This window comes from Archaeoglobaceae archaeon (genome assembly GCA_038734275.1).
Lineage (GTDB): Archaea > Halobacteriota > Archaeoglobi > Archaeoglobales > Archaeoglobaceae > WYZ-LMO2.
Genome location: JAVYOO010000002.1, coordinates 232,906 through 252,505 on the forward strand (window position 1 = coordinate 232,906; position 19,600 = coordinate 252,505).

The following is a 19,600-nucleotide window of genomic DNA, read 5'->3' on the forward strand; positions in this document are numbered from 1 at the left end:
AGGAGTTAAAAACTTATCTCAGAAGGTTCCTGCCAAGAAACCTATAAGTCCAAAAAGCATGGCAATAAGAGTTTCCTTTCTGAATTTTGAAATTAAATTTGTTTGCTTTGGTAATCTAAAAACAACGGAGAGTAGCATCAAATCCGTAATTGCCACGGGAATCACATACTTTAGATCAAAATACTCAGAAATCATAATCGGAGGCAACATGCTCAAAATAATGGCAATAACGAAAAATATCGATGAGAGTTTTACAGCGGTGTTAATTCCATAAATTCTGGCTACACTTTTCACGTTTCTTAACGCATCTCCCTCTATGTCCTCTATACCTTTCATTATTTCCCTTCCAAGTCCAGATAAGAAGGCTATCGAAGAAAGCAATATGACTGTGTTGCTAAATTCGGAGATTATCCCTCCAAAAATGAATGGAGCAGACATTGTAAAAGCGACATACGCATTACCCACCAGTCCGAGTTCTTTAAGTCTTGCATTGTAAGTATATGCCAGAAAAGTTACGACCAGAACAAACAAAAAAGCTTCTATAGATATTAAAAGCGCTGTAAGAAGCCCAAAAGGGAGAAATAACGCTGATAATACCAGAGCAGCGTCTCTACTCAAATCTCCACGAACAAGTGGTCTATCAAGCCTTTTATTTGCTCTGTCCACTTCGTAATCTATGTAATCATTTAATGCAAAGGCAGAAGCTTCGAGAAAAACAGCGGTAAGAAATCCAAGGATTAAGATCTCTAATTCAGTCCCGCCACCCAGAAAAATACCAATAAGAACACCAAGACCATACATTATCCCGTGCTCAAGTCTCAGTAGCTCCCAGTATGCCTTAAGGGATCGTTTCAAGGAAGGCATTTAATCCCTTCTCATAAATCACGTTTCCTACAATAATTGTGTCTGCAAACTTGCTCATCTCAAGTGCTTTAGCTCTTGAATCAATGCCCCCACCATAGAAGAGTCTTGAAGTCTTCAGAATGCTTTTCACTTCCCTGACAACACTTGGATCACCGTAGGTTCCACTGTATTCGATATATATTACCGGAAGTTTCATCATTCTTTCTCCAACAAATGCGTAACTTGCAGCTCTCTTGGGGCTTATATCACATCGTGACTTTGTAACCTTTGCAACAGCGGAATTTGGGTTCAGAACAATGTATCCCTCAAAAATGGCTTTTTCAAAAGTTTTTGAAAATTCATCAAGTTTTTCGTAGTTCCTCTCTACCCATTCTGCATGCTTACCTGTTATCCATTCGCCAAGTTCTGCATTGAGCACCACTGGGATAAAAAGATAATCCGCATCATAAAGAACGTTTTCAGGGGAAGAGGGTTCAAGAATTGTTGGAATCGAATAATTTCTAACTGCATTGAACAGATTTTTTGCCTTTTCATAAGTCACATTTTGCGTTCCTGACACCATGACCGCATCAGTCCCACTTTCAGCAACAGCTTTAATCAACTCTTCGGTATTTTTTCTATCGGGATCAAGTTTGGTTATGTGCCTCCATTTTTTCCAGTTCATCGAATCACCGCATGGCTGTAGATTATAAGCTTTTTTAAAATTTTAGTCTTGGATCTTTTTTTGCTGCATCACGAACACAGTAAAATTCCTTGCCAATCTTTCTCAAGTAAGGGCACTTTTTGCCAGTATAACCAATAATACATAACTCACAATCCTCCTTGTAAACTCTCTTGCCTCCAAGCTTTTCAACTATGAGTCTCAACTCCATCAATTAATGGTCTTCACTCATTTTAAAATATTTGCGAGAAAATTTTTAAAGGTCCCCGGATCAGGAAAAGCTCTAGCACCAGTTCTCTCCACATTATACGCCCCACAGAAATTCCCAAGTTTTAAACAAACTTCCAATGGCTGATTATTTATGAAACCATACAGAAAGCCGGCTGAAAAAGCATCCCCGGCGCCAGTTGTATCGACAACTTTGACTTTTAAGGCCTTTTCATAAATTTTTCTGGATTTTGTATAGCAAACGCTTCCTTCACCACCAAGCGTGACTATGAGATAATTGACAAATCTAAGAATGTCGTCAACAGAGGCTTTTAGCATTTCAAATTCACTTTTGGACATTATAACCATGTCCACAAACTTTAAGAGTTCACAAATTTTTTCGAATCCTATACTTGCGTATAGATACCCGGGATTAAGGATTATAAATCCTCCAAAGTTTTCCATAACGTCTTTTTGAATTTCAAAACTTAGTTCGCTTGGAAAAGGGTCAACATAGAGATATTCCCCAGATTTTACTTTCACAAAAGGTTTCTCAGCCGCATTTGGCTGAACAAAAAAAGTTCTTTCCCCTTTTTTGTCGACAAAAACAAAAACTTTACCCGTAAGCTTGTCTGTGACTTCAGCAAATACTTTGGCTTTTGTGTTTCTAATAAAGAATTCTGCATCATCGTCTTTTCCAAGGGTGGTAAAAAGAGCTGTATCAACACCCAGAGTTGCCAAGTTGTGCACGACATTAGCTCCAGCTCCTCCGGGGAATTTAGCCGAATTAAAAATTTTAGCGTGTCCACCAGCTGATGGAAAGACGTCAATGAAATACACGTAGTCGACAAGCGCAGGAGCATGGGCAGAAATCATCGGATACTCATATCTCTTCTTGAATATATCTTCTTCTGTTTCGTATTTTTGGCTTCTATCATAATTGACACCGAAAAATTTAAATATTATAATGTCGGACAATATACACCAATAAGAGGTCAAGTGGCGGACATCTGGTGGACAAAAGAACCCACCTGTCCGCCAAAATAAGGCAAATGTTTCCGGTGGAAAAATGCCTGCAACGAGAAAGATAAGCATAAGGCTAACAGAAGCCCAATACGCCAAGCTTGAAGTATTAGTTGAAATTGGGGAATATACCTCAGTGAGTGAAGCAATCAGAGCAGCGATAAAGAAATTCATTGAGGATCACAAGGAGCAGATCGAGAAGGCTTCCCACCTGCGGGAATTTAGTTAAAATTGAATTGGAGGTGTATGTGGGATGAAAAGTATAGTTAGTAAAGCCCAACAGTATTTGGAGCAGGATAGGGTTAGAAGAGAGGAGAAAGTTAAGGAAGTGAAGGACTTTTTTGAGAAGCCGAAAATTTTTGTGGTTGGTTGTGGAGGTTGTGGAAACAATACGATAAACAGGCTTTCGCACATGGAAGATCTCGATGCAACGACTATTGCAATAAATACGGATAAACAGCATCTTTTGATGACAAAAGCAGACAAAAGAATCCTGATAGGCAGAAGCCTCACAAGAGGGCTTGGTGCAGGAGGATATCCTGAAGTTGGAAGAAAGGCTGCAGAACTTGCCCGAGGTGTGCTTGAAGAAATTCTTGCAGATGCAGACATGGTCTTTGTCTGTGCAGGAATGGGTGGTGGAACTGGAACAGGTTCCGCCCCTGTAGTTGCTGAAATTGCCAAAAAACAGGGAGCGATAGTCGTTGGCTTTGCTCAAACTCCTTTTAAGGTTGAGAGAGCGAGAATTGCAAAGGCAATTCAGGGATTAAAGGAGCTTAAAGAAAATTGTGACACAGTAGTTGTATTGGATAACAATAAACTTGTCGAATACTATCCTAACCTGCCAATTGATGCCGCCTTTAGCGTTATGGACCAGTTGATAGCCGAAACAATAAAGGGTTTAACCGACACGATTACACGACCGTCACTCGTTAACATTGACTTTGCAGACCTAAAAGCGATAATGGGGCATGGTGGTGTGGCGGTGATGCTCGTTGGCGAAGCCAAGGCACAGGATAAAGCAGCGACTGTCGTTAAGGATTGCTTGTCGCATCCGCTACTCGACGTCGATTACCGCGGAGCAACCGGTGCACTGGTGCACATCTCTGGAGGAAACGATTTAACACTGAAAGAAGCTGAAGAAATAATAAGAAATCTCACATTCGAGTTGGACGATCAGGCGAATGTAATCTGGGGTGCAAGAATCTCGAAGGAATTTGAGGGCTTTGTGAGAGTCGTCGCCATAATGACGGGTATAAAGGACAAAATAATCGTTGGCAGTGAAGAATACGAGCACCTTATTGAAGGTCCCAGCGAAAAGAAGACGATAATAAAGGAGATCGGTGTTAAAAAGGTTGAAAAGAGAGCCTCAAGTAAAGTTTCAATAGACACTCTTTAATTTTTTATTTTTTCTAAACAAAGAGTTCTGGAGTTATCATCACTTTTTCCGCCGGATTTTTAGGTATTTTGCAGATCATGACTTCTCCATACTCACTCCAGATCTCCTTTGCAGTTGATATCTCATCATTGTTACCAATTGCTACAAAAGCTGGACCATTTCCCGAAAGACCACAACATATACCTTCCTCCCAGAGCCTTTCGACAATTTCCAGCGGATATCCAATCAATTTGCAATAAAATCTCGTATTCTCAACCATAACTTCCCGAAACCTTAATTTCTTTAGTTTTTCAAGAGCGTTGCTCAAATTTGCTGCTTCACTTTTTATTCTGTCCCAGTCTACGTTCCCACGTTTGAATTCAGGAATTAAAACAGCAGTTTTTTTAGACGTGAAGAGCCAGTTCATGAGTTTCATTTTGTAGTTATCTGAAACAACCACACCACCCAGAAGTGAGGCAGAAGCGTCGTCAAATGCTCCCGTGTAGCTTATTCCTGCCTTAAGGGATAACTCTGCGTTCAATTTCAGAATTTTGTGTGCAAGCAATTTGCCCTCTTTTTTCAGGAGGGCACACAAAACCGCATTTATGAAGGCGGAACTGCTCCCAAGTCCACTCTTTTCTGGAATGTTTGTTTTTATACTTACCTGTGCCTTAATTCCAAAAGTTGACAAAATTTTATCAAGAATCGCGGGATTTCTTTCTTCTCCATTAACCTTCAGAACGTTTTCTGAGCTCATTTTAAATTTTGCAGTTGTTTTTAAATCAATCCCAAAAGCACAACCGATTCCAGTTGCAAGAGCGTTTAAAATTGTTCCCGCTGCATACGCCTTTCCAATCATTTTACTCACCCAAAGCAGAAAATAGAGCAATTCTTTCCCGAACTAATAGCGAAATTTTTTGTTCCCCCACGATTTTTAATTCTTCTCTCGAGATCTGGTAGTGATCCATTATTAGCTCGATATCGAATTCCGGGATAAACTCTTTTGTCTCAAAGTCTATTTTCGAAAATTCGCTTTCATCTAAAACAACCGCGACAACTCTTTTTGTCCCAGCTAACTTTTTTGCAATATCAATTTGTCTTGTCGCAGAATAGTAAAGTAGAATTTCTATCGCAATAGATTTAGAAATTCTATTCCCAAGATTCCAGTTTTTAATGGCTTTTTTAACAGCAAAATCAACAGTTGGAAGGTCAACAACGTATTTCGAGTCGATAAAACATGCAAAATCTCCAAAAACCGGCTTCTTTAACTCTCCAAAGATAATCTTCATAAAACTCTTATTGTTGACTCCATTCTGATGCCCTTGTTTGTTAGCTCGTATCTCATTATAATTCTTGGTGTTACAACTCCTTCCATTTTTATAAATTTGAGTCTCCTCTGTATCTCGTTTTCAAGCTCCTTTAGCGTGAGCTCTATGACACCATCGCAGTAGTGCTTTACAGCAGTTTCCTGCCTGCTTTCAAGAATACCCTTTGTCATAAGGAGGATGAAGGCAGATTCATTTTCTTTTGATAAATCCGAGAAAAATTCTATCAGCGATATCACCTCCTCAAACGGGTATTTCCAGAAGAAAAACATTAAATTGTTGAGTATAACTCTATCAAACTTTTCACTACATAAGACGTTTTTTGTCTTGCCGAGAAAATCGTAAACGGTTTTACGAAGATAACCTTTTGGATCCTTTTCCTGTAGCTGTTCCCTAAAACTTAGGATCTGAAAATCTTGGTATTTATCAAAATATAAACTTAAAAACCGTTTTAAGTCTTTTTCATAGTCGTCAGTCGAGATATAGATTACTTTTTCCCCAATTTTTGCCCCTTCGACCGCAAAATGATAAGAAAAAACATCTCCCCCTGCTCCAGGCTCTTCAAGTATTAGAAGGACTGTTCCACCAGGAATCCCGCCTTCGAGTTGAACATCCAATGGAACTATTCCCGTCCTATAAACTTTCATCACGAACTTGATCACCTTATCATTTATATAGTTTTCATCCCCTTCTCACTATCCTGTAAAATCCGTATTTTGGACAGAAGGTTTCGCCCATCATCTTGAGTTTTGAAAGAATCTCCCGAGTTTTGGCCTCATCAATACCCTCTTCTTTTGCCTTTCTAATAATCTCTTCTTCTGGAGCTCCATTTTCATTGAATTCTTCAAGCTCTTCCACTATTTTCTTTATCGTGAAAATTCGATCTCTTTGCTTTTTAGAAGTTCCCGTATATGCATAATCGATGTCCCAGGCCCCTGTTTCTGGATCTACAGCGATTTGAGCGAGACATCTTTGAACTACCCCAATTACTCTCTCGACATCTTCTGCAGTCACAGTGTCGCTTAATCGGATTCTCGCAGAAGCTTCTGCAAGTCGAACGATGCTTTCAAGTTGTCTTGCGGTGATCGGGACAGGAGAGTTATCTTTCGCTTTAGAGCGGAGCGAAACGTAGAATTCTTCAATTCTCTGTTTTGCTTCTTCGCTCAAAACCGGGTAGATGTTTTTTGCATACGCTATATATTTTCTAAAAAGTTCGGGGTCTATTGCAGGCTCAATTTTAGCAATCTTGGATTTTAAATCTTCTCTAAGTGAGCTACCTTTGAATTTTTCAAGCATTTCTCCAAGCTGGTGCATGCTCAAAATGTGGCTTGCAAGCTGTTTGTCTCTTTCCTCTCCCGGCTCATCTGTCATTATAAAAATCAAATCAAATCTTGATAAAAGTGTGGGAGACAAGTCTATTTGTTCCGCTACAGGAGTAAATCTGTCAAATCTACCAAATTTCGGATTTGCTGCAGCAAGTAGAGCACATCTGGCCTTTAAGATTGCATTTATACCTGCCTTTGCTATGCTTATCGTTTGCTGTTCCAAAGCTTCATGAAGTGCTGAGCGATCCTCTTTGCGCATTTTGTCTATCTCATCGACGAGAGCAATGCCCTTATCAGCTAAAACAAGTGCACCTGCTTCAAGTGTCCATCTGCCATCTACTTCGTCTCTTACCGCAGTTGCTGTTAAGCCAGCGGAAGTCGTTCCTTTTCCGGTAGTATAAACGCTTCTCGGAGCAATTCTGTGAACGTATTTCAATAACTGGGACTTTGCCACTCCCGGATCTCCTACCAACAGTATATGAACGTCTCCTCTAATCTCCGTCCCATCTGGAAGCTTTTTTGGAATTCCACCAAACAACTGGAGCGCTATTGCAAGTTTAATGTCTTCATGCCCATAAATTGAAGGTGCTATCGTTTTTACGACCTTTTCATAAATGTCGTCGCTATTCGCAAGCTTTATTATCTCCTCTTTGTCTTTTTCCGTTATCTCAAACTCCTCGTATTCCTGTTGTAACATTTCTATAGAATTTCCATCTATATATAAATCCATTAGAGTTAGCATTTTTTGTTGAATTCCTCTTGGCTTTGCTCTTACAATACCATTAACAATAACTCTGTCTCCAGGATTTATGATACCTGTAAGGTCTCCTTCGAGTATTACATCTATGCTCTGGGGTTGTTCACCTCCCCTGAGATTTTCAGGATACTCTTGAATTTTCACTCTCTGGCTGTCAACAGAAATGCTCTTCTCAGGCAAAAACTGAAACCTTTTGCTACCACACCTACACTCGTAGGGATACCTCAGTGTTGCATCATCTTGGGGTGAATATACTATATTTTTACAGTTTGTGCACCTAAAAGCAGCAGAAACAACTTTAGGGCGAACTTCTGTGACTTTTCTTACGATTCCCTCAATTGCTATGAATTTTGATACATGCGAACTTCTAAGGTCTCTGATAAGAATTTTTTTGGTTGTTGGTAATGAATAAAAACGTGGTTTGCACCCCTCAAGAGAGACTCCATAAATGTTGGTCGAAGAAGCCAAACCCTTCTCGGCATGAGCTAGAACTTCATCAGGATGTTCTATGAGTTCCTCACCCAATCTACCTTCTTGGAAAACAGATAGATCTCGTATGAAGTTTACGTAAATTGCCCTTTTATCTTCTCCACTCTTTATACGAAATGCAAGATTGTTAATTTCCTCATAGTAGTATTTTTCAAAAAACTCGGCCCATATCTCGGGACAGCTAATCATCAAAAAAGGTCTTCAAAAAGCTTATAAAATTTTAGCCTGTGCATTTTAGCGATGAATCTTGAAATAAATTCAATTAAAGCCACATATCTAAAGCGTGGAAAAATGGCTGTCCTTCTTTGCCCACCACACCCTTTAATGGGTGGTAGTAGATTTGACGAAAGACTCCAAAGAATTGCCAGTAGATTATCAAAGGAAAACATTTCGAGTTTGAGCTTCGACTACAGAGGATATAGAAAAGGTTTGGGAGAAGTAGAAGACGCCAAGAATTGCCTAAGTTTTTTAAGAGAGAGACATGAAAGGGTTGTAGTTCTTGGCTACTCTTTTGGCAGTGTGGTTGCTTCAAACGTCGCTGATCTATGCGATCTTGCTATTTATATCTCCCCATTACCGTCAATAGACTCAATAGAGTTTGAAGATACAAAAAAGGCAAAGTTTTTTGTAATCGCAAAGAGAGATCAATTTGTTTCTTTTTCTGAGAGCCTTGAACTACTTTCCAAGGCAAGAGAACCAAAAGATTTTGTTATTCTTGATACTGACCACTTCTATTTTGGAAAATTTGATATACTTGCAGAAAAAGTTACAGATTTTGTTTTAAGATTTTTTGAAGATAAATTTTACTAAAATCGAACAAAAACTAAATTTTCGGACAAAAATTGGAAGTTCTTGGATAATAAAGTTCAGAAATTTTTAAATCATAAACTGATGCAATTTTTGGATTTCTGTGTTTAATTTCAGCAAAATTTCTAAAGATTTCAATTTTAAAGTTCTCTCTATATTTATATGCCCCTTCCTGAAGAAGGGTTGCCTCCTCTACAGCCATAATAGCTGTTACCGCGGACTTCCAGAGTGCCATTTCCGATATTTTTTCTGCTTCCTTTGGTTCAGCAATCGCAGAATTTTTTATTAGCAATTCCGACGCTTTAATCTCTACTGCAAGTTCGCCAAGCTTTTCGAAACAATGATAATAGTTATTTTTAAGCTTGATCTCTTTTAGATATTTTAAGGCCAGATTATATGCGTGGATAGCTGTTCCGAGACACCTTGAAGCCAATAGAACATTAAATAGAGGTTGCATGTTAGTATTTCTCTCCTCAATCACTTTAACATCCCTCAGCTTAGATATCTCAATCGTTAAAAAATCCGTAGATGCCCTGATAAGCTTAATGGTATCTGAAACTAAAACGTATTTTTCTTGTTCCCAATCCGTTATTAAGTAATTTCCTGACTGAATTGATAAAGAAGCGATGTCTTCAAAAGCATAACTTGAAATCGATAAATATAAGATCCGATAACCCAATTCCGGATTTATTTCATGAATTGCTGAAAAAACTGTAGAAGATTCGATAATACTGAGATTCGAAAGATTGAAGTATCCTAAATTGAATCCTTTTTTCCAAATTTTAAACACGTCACTCTCTTTCTCACTTTCCAATCTTATAAATTCCAAAACTGCACTTCTTAAAGCTTTTAGTTCTTGAATATCAGACATTTTCCTCCTCCGAAATCTTATCTGCAGTTCTCATAGCAAAACCCATTATACTAATCATTGGATTAACCCTAACACTAGTGGGAAATATACTCGCATCCGCTATATATAAATTTTTAAAATCATGTGTTTTCCCATATGGATCTACAACACCCATAAACGGTTCCTTGCTCATTCTACATGTCCCTTGAGGGTGATAGGCGCTCCACACAAAGCCATTTGGAATTATTTTCTTTATCTCGTTTAAATCTTTCACAATTGGAAAGTTGTAAGCGGGAGTGATCACTTTCTTGGCTCCTGCATAGAAAAGAATCTTACAACCTTCTAAGAGTGCTTTTTGAGCTTTTTGCAAATCTTTTTTGCCAAGATTATATAAAACCAAAGGCTTTCCAGCAACCACTCTGACAGAACCCCTTGAGTCTTCATCACTCAACATAACTCCAAGAAAAGCGATTTTATCCCATGACTTCACGAGTTCAGAAACATCTGAAAGATAATTATTCGCAAGTCCGATACTCAAAGGTAAAAAAGTCGTTTCAAAAAGAATTCCATCCTCAAAAAATTCATCTACGGCCAGACTCTGGGAAATGGATTTCCAGCCATCTAATTTTTCATCAAAAATACCTCCAAGAGAGAAACTTGGATGAATGTGTAAATTCTTGCCAACTAATCCGCTCGAATTAGCAATACCATTTCTAAGCAGCAAATATGGAGTCTGAATAGCTCCAGCACACAGAATGAAGTATTTTGCCTCCACAAGGAATTTTCCAAGAAGTTGACCTGTTCTGCTTTTGATGTCTCCACTCATTTTAGTTATGAGTCTTCCTTTAAACTCTATGTTTTTGACTTTCATACCGGTGTAGATCGTAGCACCAGACCTCGTTGCTAATGGAATGTAGCTAACATGCATAGCTCTCTTTGCGTCTATAGGACACCCAAACTCGCATAAACCTAAAGCTTCGCACTGTGATACGTTCTTTTTTAGAGGAAAGTAAGAATAGCCAATTTTTTCGCATCCCGAAGCTATCTTCATCGATGCTTTTCCTATTAACTGAATGGAAGCCCGATGGACGCTGAGTGTTTTCTCGATCTTGTCAAAATATCTATGCATTTCATCCAAATCTATGTCCAAACCGAACTTCGAGTTCCAATATTCTATAACACTGTCTGGCGTTCTAAAACATGTCCCCTCGTTTATTACTGTTGTCCCACCAACACATCTTCCAGATGGTAGAAGAATGAAAGGTTGTGAGATTGAAGTTGGAATAGTCATTTCAAAACCAGAGTTTCTATACGTGTTGATCAGAGAATCAAAAACTTCTCCTTTTAGTGTGGGCATAAAACCTTCTTCGAACACGAGCACTTTAAGTCCCTTTTCTGAAAGTTCTTTTGCTACCACTGCTCCTCCTGCACCCGATCCAATAACCGCCACATCGCACTTTAGAATTAACTTATCAGTATTTTTATTAAACTCAATTATTTTTTCTTCTTCGATTTTGGGCTTTTTTACACTTTTACCTGGGATTGAAACAAAACATCCAACCTCTTTTTTTACTTCATCCCTTTCACCATATAAAAACACTGATAGAAGCTTTAATATTATGTAAGAGTTTCTTATGAACCCTACTCTGCTCTTTGCCAGCTTATCAAGATATCTTACTCTTTCATCAACTGGCATTGAGGTAATAGTGAAGGGCCTTTTCCCGAAAAAGATTTTTAGTAGTGGTAATAAATTAAGAAATGAAGCTGCCAATCGCAAAAAAATCCTAACGTGCAAAGGAAGTCTTGAAAGAATAATTTTTAGTCTATTCTCATCAAGTTCGAACTTTGGAATTTCTTTTGAGCTTAGTAAAGCTTCTCCCAGCTTTTTTAAAAATTCTATCATCCTCTCACCTTAAGAATCCAGAAGTATAATACAAGAAATAGGATTGCAAGAGGGAAATCTACAGCAAAAATTACTCCACCTAAAGCAAAACCATTGATGTAGAAGATGAAGCCGGTAATCGAAGATGAAAGCTTTGCAACAACCAAAACCGAAAACAGTCTCCAGTAAATAGTTATATTCTGGGCAATTAGAAACGTTAAAGCCGATATTGTAATCATATAAGCAAATGTAAGGGTTTTCCAGAAGATGATTTCATTGCTCGTATTCACTCCCAACTTCTGTAAATTTGAGAACAGACCCTCAGAATCCAGAAGAAAGTAAAAGCTCCCGAGTAGGAAGATCGCGCTCAACAAATAACAAATTAACTTCGCTATTCTAAACATGTCTAACTTTTATTATCATAGTTAAATAAGTTTTTCGATTCGAAGTTTAATAGCAAATTTTATTAACTATTAATCACAAATTTTTAACATGGTGGATGTTCTCTATCCAAAAGAGGGGTTCGCAAACCTTGTTGGAAACTTGCTTATGCAGAATATTCGCAGAGATAAAAAAAAGGCAAAAATTGCTATGAAAACCCGCGGAATAGCTGTGATAGAGGTTAAAGATTTAGGATTTAGTGCCACCATTGAGTTTAAAGGAGATAAAATTGAAGTCAGAAACGGAAAACCAGAAGGATCGAATTACGCATTGATTTCCGCTAATTATGGAGTTATAAGTTCATTACTCGGAAATTCAAGTACTATAAAAACTCTTAAGTTAATTATTTCAGGAAAATTAAGGGTGAAGAAAATAGGTTTGGCAAAAAGACTTAGTGTTATTATGAGCACACGGTAGTATAATTGCACAAAAAATTTAAAATCTTTAAATTTAACAAATTCTATGGCAGTTGTGTATCCATCTTTGGAATGGATGAACGAAGTTTTGAAAAAAGTCAACAATGACCAGGAACTAAAAAAAGTCGCCGCAAACTGGGAGGGGGATTATCTCTGCAAAATTGAAGTCGATGAAGAAGCTTTAAAAGACTTCAGAGATCCTGAAAGACTTGCAGGATTCATAGCCATGCTTGCAACAATCCCTGTTGAAAAGTGGGGAAAGTTCAAAGGTAGTCCTGAGGAAAAGTTCCTGAACAAACTCGGAATCGAACTTGATCCTGATAAACTTGACATTACAAAGCTAAACGCTGAGGAACTGGCTAAAAAAGTTTCTGAATTAAAAATAGAAGATGTAAAAGGTGCAGCAACGTATATCTGGATGGACTTCTGGCATGGTGAACTCAGAAACATGGAGTTTGCTGCACCAGGCGAGCATAGTAATGCAAAATTCAAACTCATAGGCACTTATGGTGTGTTTAAGCAACTCATAAGCGGAAAAGCGGATCCGATAACTCTTGTGGTTAGTGGTAAATTGAAGCTGCAGGGAGACATTGGTTACATGATGAGAAACATGAATGCAGTTAGGAGATTCATGGAATTGATGTCTTCAATACCCATCAAGTAAGGTGATCTTTAATGGATTTCGATTTTTCGCAGGAGCACAGAATATTCAAAAGCTCCCTTAGAGAGTTTTTGGAGAAGGAAATTGCACCGATAGTTGACGAAAAGGAAAGAAGAGGAGGTTTGACAAAAGAAGAGGCTTTAGAGCTGTATGCTAAATTTAAAAAGATCGGAATAGGCTATGATCCTGAAAGTATCTCTGTCTACTTTGAAGACCCATTTTACTACGGGATTGCAAGTGAAGAAATAAGCAGAGTGTGGGCGAGTCTTAACGTCGTAATTGGGATGTCTTTTCCGGTAGTTTTCGTGAATCTGGCTTCTGATGAGACCAAAGATGCGCTTGGGAAGAAGCTTGAAAAGAATCAAGTTATAGGATGTCTTGCGGTTACAGAACCAGAAGCTGGAAGTGATACATCAACTCTAAAAACAACAGCTGTCCTTGATGGAGATGAATATGTTTTAAATGGAACCAAGACTTGGATTAGCAACGCCCCGATTGCAGACGTTGCTTTGGTTGCAGCTACTGTAAAGGATACCGGGACTCAAGAAATGTTTTTAGTAGATAGAATCAACTCGCCATTTGAGGCCAGCGAATTGCACAAACTCGGATGGCGTTGTGCTCCAACCGGTGAGATTTATCTTAAAAATTGCAGGGTTCCAAAGGAGAACGCATTGACGAATATGATTGCAAAATCTCTTGCTGGCGAGGCGAAAATTCCAATTCATGAAGGCATTGCAAAGCTTTTTGGTTATATGTCTCCTTTAAATGCAATTTTCTGCATGATGCGTGCTGGAATGGCCTTAATGGCCACAGGAATCTCTCAAGCTTGTTTAGATGCATCCATCAGCTATGCAAAACAAAGAAAACAATTTGGGAGACCCATAGGTAGATTTCAGTTAATCCAGGATATGCTGTTCAAGATGAGTGCCATAACTGAATCCTCAAGACTTCTATCGTATAAGGCGCTATACTTGGTTACAAAGGGAGACCCACAGGCGAGATTGATGTCATCGCTTGCAAAAGCCTATGCATGTGAGGGTTCAGTTAAGGTCGCTTACAATGCAATTCAGATTCATGGTGGCCTTGGCTTAAGTGATGAATACCCTGTTGAGAGATACTTCAGAGATGCGAGAATGATGACTATACCTGACGGGACTACAGAAGTGCAAAAGCTGATAGTCGGAAGAGAACTGCTGGGAAAGGGTTTCTCTGCTTATGTATGAATGGTTAAAGAGTTACAGCGTGCTGGGTCTAAGAGAAAGCCTTGATTTCCCTGAAATTCCTCTTTTTAAGTTTTTCGAGGATTCTGCAAAAGAGCTTCCAGAAAATACTGCCTGTTCTTTTCAAAAAGATAACTATACCTATTCCGAAATTCTTGATTTTTTGAATAAATTAAGCAATTATTTTTCAACTATAATTAAAAAAGGAGATAGAATTCTCATTGCTCTTCCTAATTGCCCGGAGTTCTTAATCTCAGAACTGGCTGTGTTAAAAGCGGGAGGGGTTTGCGCAATAACAAATCCTCTTCAGGGAAAAGCAGAAATAAATAGATGCATCGAAAAGGTGAAACCAAAAATTGTTGTGTCCACTGAAATTTTAAACGAAAAAGTTCCACATATTTTGGTTGAACATGAAAAAAGAGATGAATTCTGGGGCACGATTAGAGATCATGAACCAAAAGCTCCAAAAGTTGAAATAAACCCCAAAGAAGATATTGCCGTTATAATGTTCACCGGTGGTGTAACTGGCGTGCCTAAAGCTGTAATGCTAACTCACTACAACATCACAACCAATGTTTATCAGGTTTTACCTTGGATTCTTGGAGGAGCAGCAGAAGCTTTCAAAGGATCATCCATACTGTTAGCATTACCCATTTCTCATTCTTATGGCCACTGGGCACTTCATTCCGGTATTTTATGGGCTATGAATATCATAATGATACCCGATCCATCAAACTACGACGAAATAGCAGAAAAGATCAATAAATACAAGCCACTCATTACCGTGGGCGTCCCAAAGCAATATATGAAACTTTTATCCAAAGAAGTTGATTTTACATTGGCAATCTCAGGCTCGGCGCCATTGCCAAAAGCAGTTGCTGAGAGACACATGCTTAAAAATCCAATTCCCATAATAGAGGGATACGGGCTTACAGAAACTTCACCCGTGACTCATGTAAATATTTTCGCAATTGCCAAGTTTCTTGGCAAAGACGTGGATCCAAAGATAGGTTCGATAGGTGTTCCTGTGGTTGGCACTGAAGCTAAGATAGTGAAAGACGATGGCACCACTGCGAAAATTGGAGAAATTGGGGAACTTTATATCCGTGGTCCACAGGTTATGAAAGGCTATTGGGAGGCAGAAAGTCCACTAAAAGATGACTGGTTACCTACAGGAGATTTAGCATACATGGATGGGGACGGATTCTTTTACATCGTGGGCAGAGCAAAGGAAATGATAAATGTTTCGGGTTATAAAGTTTATCCGAGAGTTGTTGAAGAGGTGTTGCTCAGACATCCGGATGTTGAAATGTGCGCAGTTATTGGTGTTCCAAAGAAAAATGGATCGGAAATTGTAAAAGCCTTTGTAAAGCTTAAAAAAGGAGCAAGAATAAATCCTGAAGAACTTATAGACTTTTGTTCAAAAGAGCTTCCAAAGTATGCGGTTCCAAGAGAAATTGAAATTCGAGAAAATTTACCAACGAACTACGTTCAGAAAATACTTAAAAGATTATTACTCGAAGAAGAGCTGAAAAAGTTACAATAGTATTAGTGAATCGCAAAGAATAAATACATGAATAAATTCTGATAGACTATGAACTGGATAAGAGCATACAGATTGGCCATAAAAACTTTTATATTTGGGCTTATATGGCTTATTATAGGACTGCTGTTCGTCCTTGCGGGGGTTCTCTTCTTCTTCTCGGGTCTGGGATTTCTGGCAATTCTTGTAGGTCTTTTAGGTCTTCTTATATGTGCCACAGCGTTCATAGCAGCAGTTTTCAAGGTCTCCGACAATTTGATTAGAGAGAAGATACGAGAGATACTGAAAACAAGCGTAGTATGGAATATAAAAGAACTTGAAAAGGTTCCATTGATTCGAAGATTACTTGGTGAGAAAAAAATTGCGAAAGCAGTTGAGATAAAAGTTCCGATAGAGTTAGGGTTCAGATACATAGCAAATGGAGAGAATGCGGTTGAATGGCACCCCGATATAAGAGAGGCAAAAAGAATAGAGGGTGAATTTGGACCGAGTTCCGTGATGAAATACGTTGCAGAAGTAGGAAAAAGGAGATATGAGTTTACAACAAAGGTTACACATTGGGATCCACCCAAAAAGTATGTGGACGTTTCTAAATTCAATACAAGCCTAATAAGAAAATACGTTCACGAGGGAATTTTTAATCCTACTCAGGATGGTTTTAGGTATATTTTTGTCCTGAATTTTAAATTAGGTCCTCCAGGTTTAGGTTGGCTTACTACCAGGATAAAGTCAAAAGAGATAGAAGAGAGCCTTGAAAGAGCATTAGAAAGGCTTAAAAGAGTTCTTGAGAAAAAATATGCTGAAGGCAAACTTTCATAACAATCAATATTTTTTATGAACTTTAAGAAAATAAGAGTTTTTGTATCCGTCCTCGCAGCAAGTTTTTTATAGGTTTTATATTAGGAATTATATTTATGATTTTTATACCAAACAATATTGTTGGAGCGATTCCCGCGGGCTTTATAGTTCTTTTAGCAATTTTTGCAATTTTGGCACTAATAATGGCTATTATTTATAGCATAAAATTCTTTGAGCTATATGAGTAGACACTTTTGAAAAATAATCGATAAAGTCCCTGAGCAAAAACTCCATTTTGTCTGAGCAGAAGAAAAGATCAGAAGAATATTAACAGCTTAAGACCCTGAGTTCCATTTGTGCATAAATAGATAGCTTTACACTGACTAAAGAAAAGCGTTTCTAATAGCTATTTTTGTTGAGAATATCGTTAGAAGCTGTAAAATCAAGCTCTGTATGCTTTTGTTCCTGTTTCGCATGCGGGGGGAGGGATTCGAACCCTCGAATCCCTACGGAACTGGACCCTGAATCCAGCGCCTTTGACCACTCGGCAACCCCCGCTCAAAGTTTTTTAAGCAACACTACATATTAGGCTTTCGGGATGCTTTACATAGTAATTCTAACCCCGAAGTGCAATTCAAAATGCAGATACTGTGGAGGCTTCGAAGAAGGAGTGATGCCCGAAAAAATTCAGTATAGCTTGGATGATCTGAAAAAATTCGTTGGAAAATCTTCGATTGCCTTTTACGGCGGTGAACCTTTGCTCGAACTCGAGAAAATGAGAGAGATCATGGATAAGATTCCGGCAGAGAGATACATTCTGCAAACAAATGGTCTCTTGCTTGACAGACTGGATGAGATATATTTAAAGAAATTTTCAACAATCCTGGTATCTTTTGATGGCAGGGAACACGTTCACAACTATTACAGGGGTAGCTACAAAAGAGTTCTGGAAAATGCTGAAAAAGTAAAGCATTACGGTGGAGAATTAATCGCAAGGATGACCGCGAGTCTTGAGACTGATATCTACGAAGATGTTATGCACGTTCTCTCGCTGGATATATTCACACACGTTCACTGGCAGATCGACGCAATCTGGAGTAATTTTACTTTAAAAGAGTTCGAAAAATGGGTTGATAAATATAATAAAGGAGTAAGAAGACTTGTAAAGTTCTGGATTGGCGAATTGCTCGCTGGAAGACTTCATAGAATAGTTCCGTTCATGGGCGTTGCTACTGCAATCTTTGATGGATGCAATTACCCTCCATGCGCCTCTGGCTTTGAATCCTTTGCGATTTCGACAGATGGTAGAATTCTTGCCTGTCCAATCTGTCCTGACTTGGAATGGAACTGCCTGGGGGACATTTACACCGGGTTAAAGAAAAAGCTTGATATTCTTGAGCCATGTCCGAATTGCAATTACTTTCGATTCTGTGGTGGTCGTTGTCTGTTCTTCAACAGAGAGAGACTCTGGGGAGAAAAGGGCTTTAAATTAGTCTGTTCAACCGTAAAGAATCTTGTAGATTCGATTTTTGCATTCAAAAGCGAGCTTACAAAATTCAGAGAAGAATTAAGATATCCAAAATTCCTCAATACGACAGAAATCATTCCTTAGACTTCTTTTTGAGTAGCGAAGGTAAGTGAATTATGTATCTTCCGTCCTCTTCGAGTGCTATTATTATCTCCTCTCTCTCCAGTAGCTTTTCAAGATTTATTTCATACTGTCCGGGGGCGATTATTCTGACGCTTTCAATTCCAAACCTTAAAAACTCTTTCTTAAGTTCTTGAGCTACCTCCTCAGCCTTTTCAACTTCCTTCTCCTTTGGAACGTATAAAAACTTGTTGTTTCCACACTCACATCCATTTAACAGACGCATGTTGCCGTCTGCATATAGTTTTCCGCACTTGGTGCAACGGTGGGGCATATCACGTTATAAGGGCCTTTATTAGATCTTCCTGCTTTTCTAAAGTTTTCAGCCTGTTTGCAGGACCTATTATAGTAAGTCTTCCCTGTTTTTTACCGAATATTTTTGAGAACATTGATTTTTCTCTGTAGGGGTAGCTTTCCACCTCTATTCCCACGAAATTTTCATGATCTATTTCTAACATTGTCAGCTCTATAAGCTTAGCCTCCTCTTCTGGTGTAAGCCCAGTCTCAAGAACTACGATCCTTCCTTCCTTTACGTTATCAAGTATCATCCTTATTTTTTCCATTGAGCCCATTTTGCTCAGTCTTTCCTTGGAAATCAGATTCATCTGAACACCCATACCATCACCCGAATTTCTCAGCTATTGCCTTGTATAGCGAATCGATGTTTATACCCTTTAAAGCGGAAACCGGGACAATCTGGTGCTGAGGAAAGGCAGACTTAATCCTTGCTGGTGAGGCATTTGGCAAATCTATTTTGTTTGCGACTATTATTAATGGGAGTTTTCTTGCCTCGATATTGCCCACTATGGTGACATTTACCTGAGTAAAGGGATCTTCTGTTGCATCCATAACGAGCAAAACACCATCAAGATCATCAAGCCATTTTATTGCTTCAATAACCCCTTCTGTAGCTTCTTTTGCTCTTCTTTTTGCTTCCTCTTCACTCATTCCGTATTTCAGGAAATCGTGAAAATCTATCTTTGTTGCAAGCCCGGGTGTGTCAACCACGTCAATGGTTACACTCTTACCATCAACTTCGATCTTTACACCTTCTCTAAGCTTTACCCTCCTGGTCTCATGGGGAATTTCGCTTGGAGAACCCATAATTTCTCCAACCCAGTCTCTTAAAATTCTGTTTGCAAGCGTCGTCTTTCCAGCATTTGGAGGGCCATAGATTCCGATCTTTAGTTTATCTTTTCTGAGAAGAAGCTTGTAGATAAACCTTAACCTTTTTCTCAAACCTGTGAGCAGACCCATCCCCACACCTCAAGCTATTTGTGAATTCAGGCTATTAAATTTTATCCATCT

At 38.7% G+C, this 19,600-nt stretch carries 24 protein-coding genes and 1 tRNA gene; 10 read left to right on the forward strand and 15 right to left on the reverse strand.

The window, feature by feature from the left end; all coding sequences use genetic code 11:
- Nucleotides 1–18 precede the first annotated feature (18 nt).
- The 4 genes from QXI54_03825 to QXI54_03840 are packed head-to-tail and all read right to left on the reverse strand — an operon-like array spanning nt 19 to nt 2,710.
- Nucleotides 19–864, reverse strand: a complete 846-nt coding sequence (locus tag QXI54_03825; protein MEM0302283.1) for a UbiA family prenyltransferase — start codon at nt 862–864, stop codon at nt 19–21.
- On the reverse strand, nt 839–1,528 hold the full coding sequence (locus QXI54_03830) for a phosphoglycerol geranylgeranyltransferase (GenBank protein MEM0302284.1): 690 nt from the start codon (nt 1,526–1,528) through the stop codon (nt 839–841). Before QXI54_03830 ends, QXI54_03825 begins: the two co-directional genes overlap by 26 nt.
- 34 nt (nt 1,529–1,562) lie before the next feature.
- Nucleotides 1,563–1,736 (reverse strand): hypothetical protein, encoded by a 174-nt coding sequence (locus QXI54_03835; protein MEM0302285.1) that lies wholly within the window; start codon nt 1,734–1,736, stop codon nt 1,563–1,565.
- A 17-nt stretch (nt 1,737–1,753) separates the two neighbouring features.
- On the reverse strand, nt 1,754–2,710 hold the full coding sequence (locus QXI54_03840; protein MEM0302286.1) for a PfkB family carbohydrate kinase: 957 nt from the start codon (nt 2,708–2,710) through the stop codon (nt 1,754–1,756).
- A 91-nt stretch (nt 2,711–2,801) separates the two neighbouring features.
- On the opposite strand from QXI54_03840, the gene QXI54_03845 reads away from it, so the two are divergent.
- Nucleotides 2,802–2,984, forward strand: coding sequence for a ribbon-helix-helix protein, CopG family (locus QXI54_03845; protein ID MEM0302287.1), 183 nt, complete (start codon nt 2,802–2,804; stop codon nt 2,982–2,984).
- 24 nt (nt 2,985–3,008) lie between these two features.
- The gene (gene ftsZ, locus QXI54_03850) at nt 3,009–4,151 is read left to right on the forward strand and encodes a cell division protein FtsZ (protein ID MEM0302288.1); all 1,143 of its coding nucleotides are present in this window, start codon (nt 3,009–3,011) and stop codon (nt 4,149–4,151) included.
- A gap of 13 nt (nt 4,152–4,164) precedes the next feature.
- On the opposite strand, the gene QXI54_03855 is transcribed toward ftsZ, so the two are convergent.
- The 4 genes from QXI54_03855 to QXI54_03870 are packed head-to-tail and all read right to left on the reverse strand — an operon-like array spanning nt 4,165 to nt 8,215.
- On the reverse strand, nt 4,165–4,989 hold the full coding sequence (locus tag QXI54_03855) for a shikimate kinase (GenBank protein ID MEM0302289.1): 825 nt from the start codon (nt 4,987–4,989) through the stop codon (nt 4,165–4,167).
- Nucleotide 4,990: 1 nt separating this feature from the next.
- Nucleotides 4,991–5,419: a KEOPS complex subunit Cgi121 gene (gene cgi121 / locus QXI54_03860; GenBank protein MEM0302290.1), complete on the reverse strand. Its 429-nt coding sequence runs from the start codon at nt 5,417–5,419 to the stop codon at nt 4,991–4,993.
- Nucleotides 5,416–6,102, reverse strand: coding sequence for an RAD55 family ATPase (locus QXI54_03865; GenBank protein ID MEM0302291.1), 687 nt, complete (start codon nt 6,100–6,102; stop codon nt 5,416–5,418). Before QXI54_03865 ends, cgi121 begins: the two co-directional genes overlap by 4 nt.
- Nucleotides 6,103–6,136: 34 nt before the next feature.
- Complete coding sequence (locus tag QXI54_03870) at nt 6,137–8,215, reverse strand: minichromosome maintenance protein MCM (protein MEM0302292.1); 2,079 nt, start codon at nt 8,213–8,215, stop codon at nt 6,137–6,139.
- 51 nt (nt 8,216–8,266) lie between these two features.
- Here QXI54_03870 and QXI54_03875 point away from each other — a divergent pair, with 51 nt between their 5' ends.
- Nucleotides 8,267–8,836, forward strand: coding sequence for an alpha/beta fold hydrolase (locus QXI54_03875; protein ID MEM0302293.1), 570 nt, complete (start codon nt 8,267–8,269; stop codon nt 8,834–8,836).
- Between the two features lie 13 nt (nt 8,837–8,849).
- Here the strand turns inward: QXI54_03875 and QXI54_03880 are convergent, their stop codons facing one another.
- The 3 genes from QXI54_03880 to QXI54_03890 form a co-directional block, all read right to left on the reverse strand.
- Nucleotides 8,850–9,647: a hypothetical protein gene (locus tag QXI54_03880; protein MEM0302294.1), complete on the reverse strand. Its 798-nt coding sequence runs from the start codon at nt 9,645–9,647 to the stop codon at nt 8,850–8,852.
- Between the two features lie 49 nt (nt 9,648–9,696).
- A complete protein-coding gene (locus tag QXI54_03885) occupies nt 9,697–11,379 on the reverse strand; it encodes a GMC family oxidoreductase N-terminal domain-containing protein (protein ID MEM0302295.1) in 1,683 nt (560 codons plus the stop codon).
- Between the two features lie 203 nt (nt 11,380–11,582).
- Entirely contained in the window at nt 11,583–11,969 is a 387-nt protein-coding gene (locus QXI54_03890) for a hypothetical protein (GenBank protein ID MEM0302296.1), read from the reverse strand.
- 88 nt (nt 11,970–12,057) lie between these two features.
- Between QXI54_03890 and QXI54_03895 the strand changes: the two genes are divergently transcribed.
- The 6 genes from QXI54_03895 (at nt 12,058) to QXI54_03920 (ending at nt 16,892) form a co-directional block, all read left to right on the forward strand.
- The gene (locus QXI54_03895) at nt 12,058–12,423 is read left to right on the forward strand and encodes an SCP2 sterol-binding domain-containing protein (GenBank protein ID MEM0302297.1); all 366 of its coding nucleotides are present in this window, start codon (nt 12,058–12,060) and stop codon (nt 12,421–12,423) included.
- Between the two features lie 45 nt (nt 12,424–12,468).
- Complete coding sequence (locus tag QXI54_03900) at nt 12,469–13,086, forward strand: SCP2 sterol-binding domain-containing protein (GenBank protein MEM0302298.1); 618 nt, start codon at nt 12,469–12,471, stop codon at nt 13,084–13,086.
- A gap of 11 nt (nt 13,087–13,097) precedes the next feature.
- Nucleotides 13,098–14,306, forward strand: coding sequence for an acyl-CoA dehydrogenase family protein (locus QXI54_03905; protein ID MEM0302299.1), 1,209 nt, complete (start codon nt 13,098–13,100; stop codon nt 14,304–14,306).
- Nucleotides 14,299–15,849, forward strand: coding sequence for an AMP-binding protein (locus QXI54_03910; protein MEM0302300.1), 1,551 nt, complete (start codon nt 14,299–14,301; stop codon nt 15,847–15,849). Before QXI54_03905 ends, QXI54_03910 begins: the two co-directional genes overlap by 8 nt.
- Before the next feature lie 48 nt (nt 15,850–15,897).
- A complete protein-coding gene (locus tag QXI54_03915) occupies nt 15,898–16,665 on the forward strand; it encodes an SRPBCC family protein (GenBank protein MEM0302301.1) in 768 nt (255 codons plus the stop codon).
- 95 nt (nt 16,666–16,760) lie between these two features.
- Nucleotides 16,761–16,892, forward strand: a complete 132-nt coding sequence (locus QXI54_03920; protein MEM0302302.1) for a hypothetical protein — start codon at nt 16,761–16,763, stop codon at nt 16,890–16,892.
- A 227-nt stretch (nt 16,893–17,119) separates the two neighbouring features.
- Here QXI54_03920 and QXI54_03925 read toward each other — a convergent pair.
- A tRNA-Leu gene (locus QXI54_03925) sits at nt 17,120–17,202 on the reverse strand.
- A gap of 40 nt (nt 17,203–17,242) precedes the next feature.
- On the opposite strand from QXI54_03925, the gene QXI54_03930 reads away from it, so the two are divergent.
- Nucleotides 17,243–18,256 carry a TIGR04084 family radical SAM/SPASM domain-containing protein gene (locus QXI54_03930; GenBank protein MEM0302303.1) on the forward strand — a complete coding sequence of 338 codons (1,014 nt, stop codon included), beginning with the start codon at nt 17,243–17,245 and terminating at the stop codon, nt 18,254–18,256.
- Here the strand turns inward: QXI54_03930 and QXI54_03935 are convergent.
- Genes QXI54_03935 through QXI54_03945 form a run of 3 tightly spaced genes read right to left on the reverse strand, consistent with a single transcriptional unit; the run spans nt 18,246 to nt 19,549 of the window.
- A complete protein-coding gene (locus QXI54_03935; GenBank protein ID MEM0302304.1) occupies nt 18,246–18,566 on the reverse strand; it encodes a Zn-ribbon domain-containing protein in 321 nt (106 codons plus the stop codon). The genes QXI54_03930 and QXI54_03935 overlap by 11 nt on opposite strands.
- Nucleotide 18,567: 1 nt before the next feature.
- Complete coding sequence (locus tag QXI54_03940; GenBank protein MEM0302305.1) at nt 18,568–18,909, reverse strand: DUF2073 domain-containing protein; 342 nt, start codon at nt 18,907–18,909, stop codon at nt 18,568–18,570.
- Nucleotides 18,910–18,913: 4 nt separating this feature from the next.
- Nucleotides 18,914–19,549, reverse strand: coding sequence for an Era-like GTP-binding protein (locus QXI54_03945; protein ID MEM0302306.1), 636 nt, complete (start codon nt 19,547–19,549; stop codon nt 18,914–18,916).
- Between the last annotated feature and the right edge of the window lie 51 nt (nt 19,550–19,600).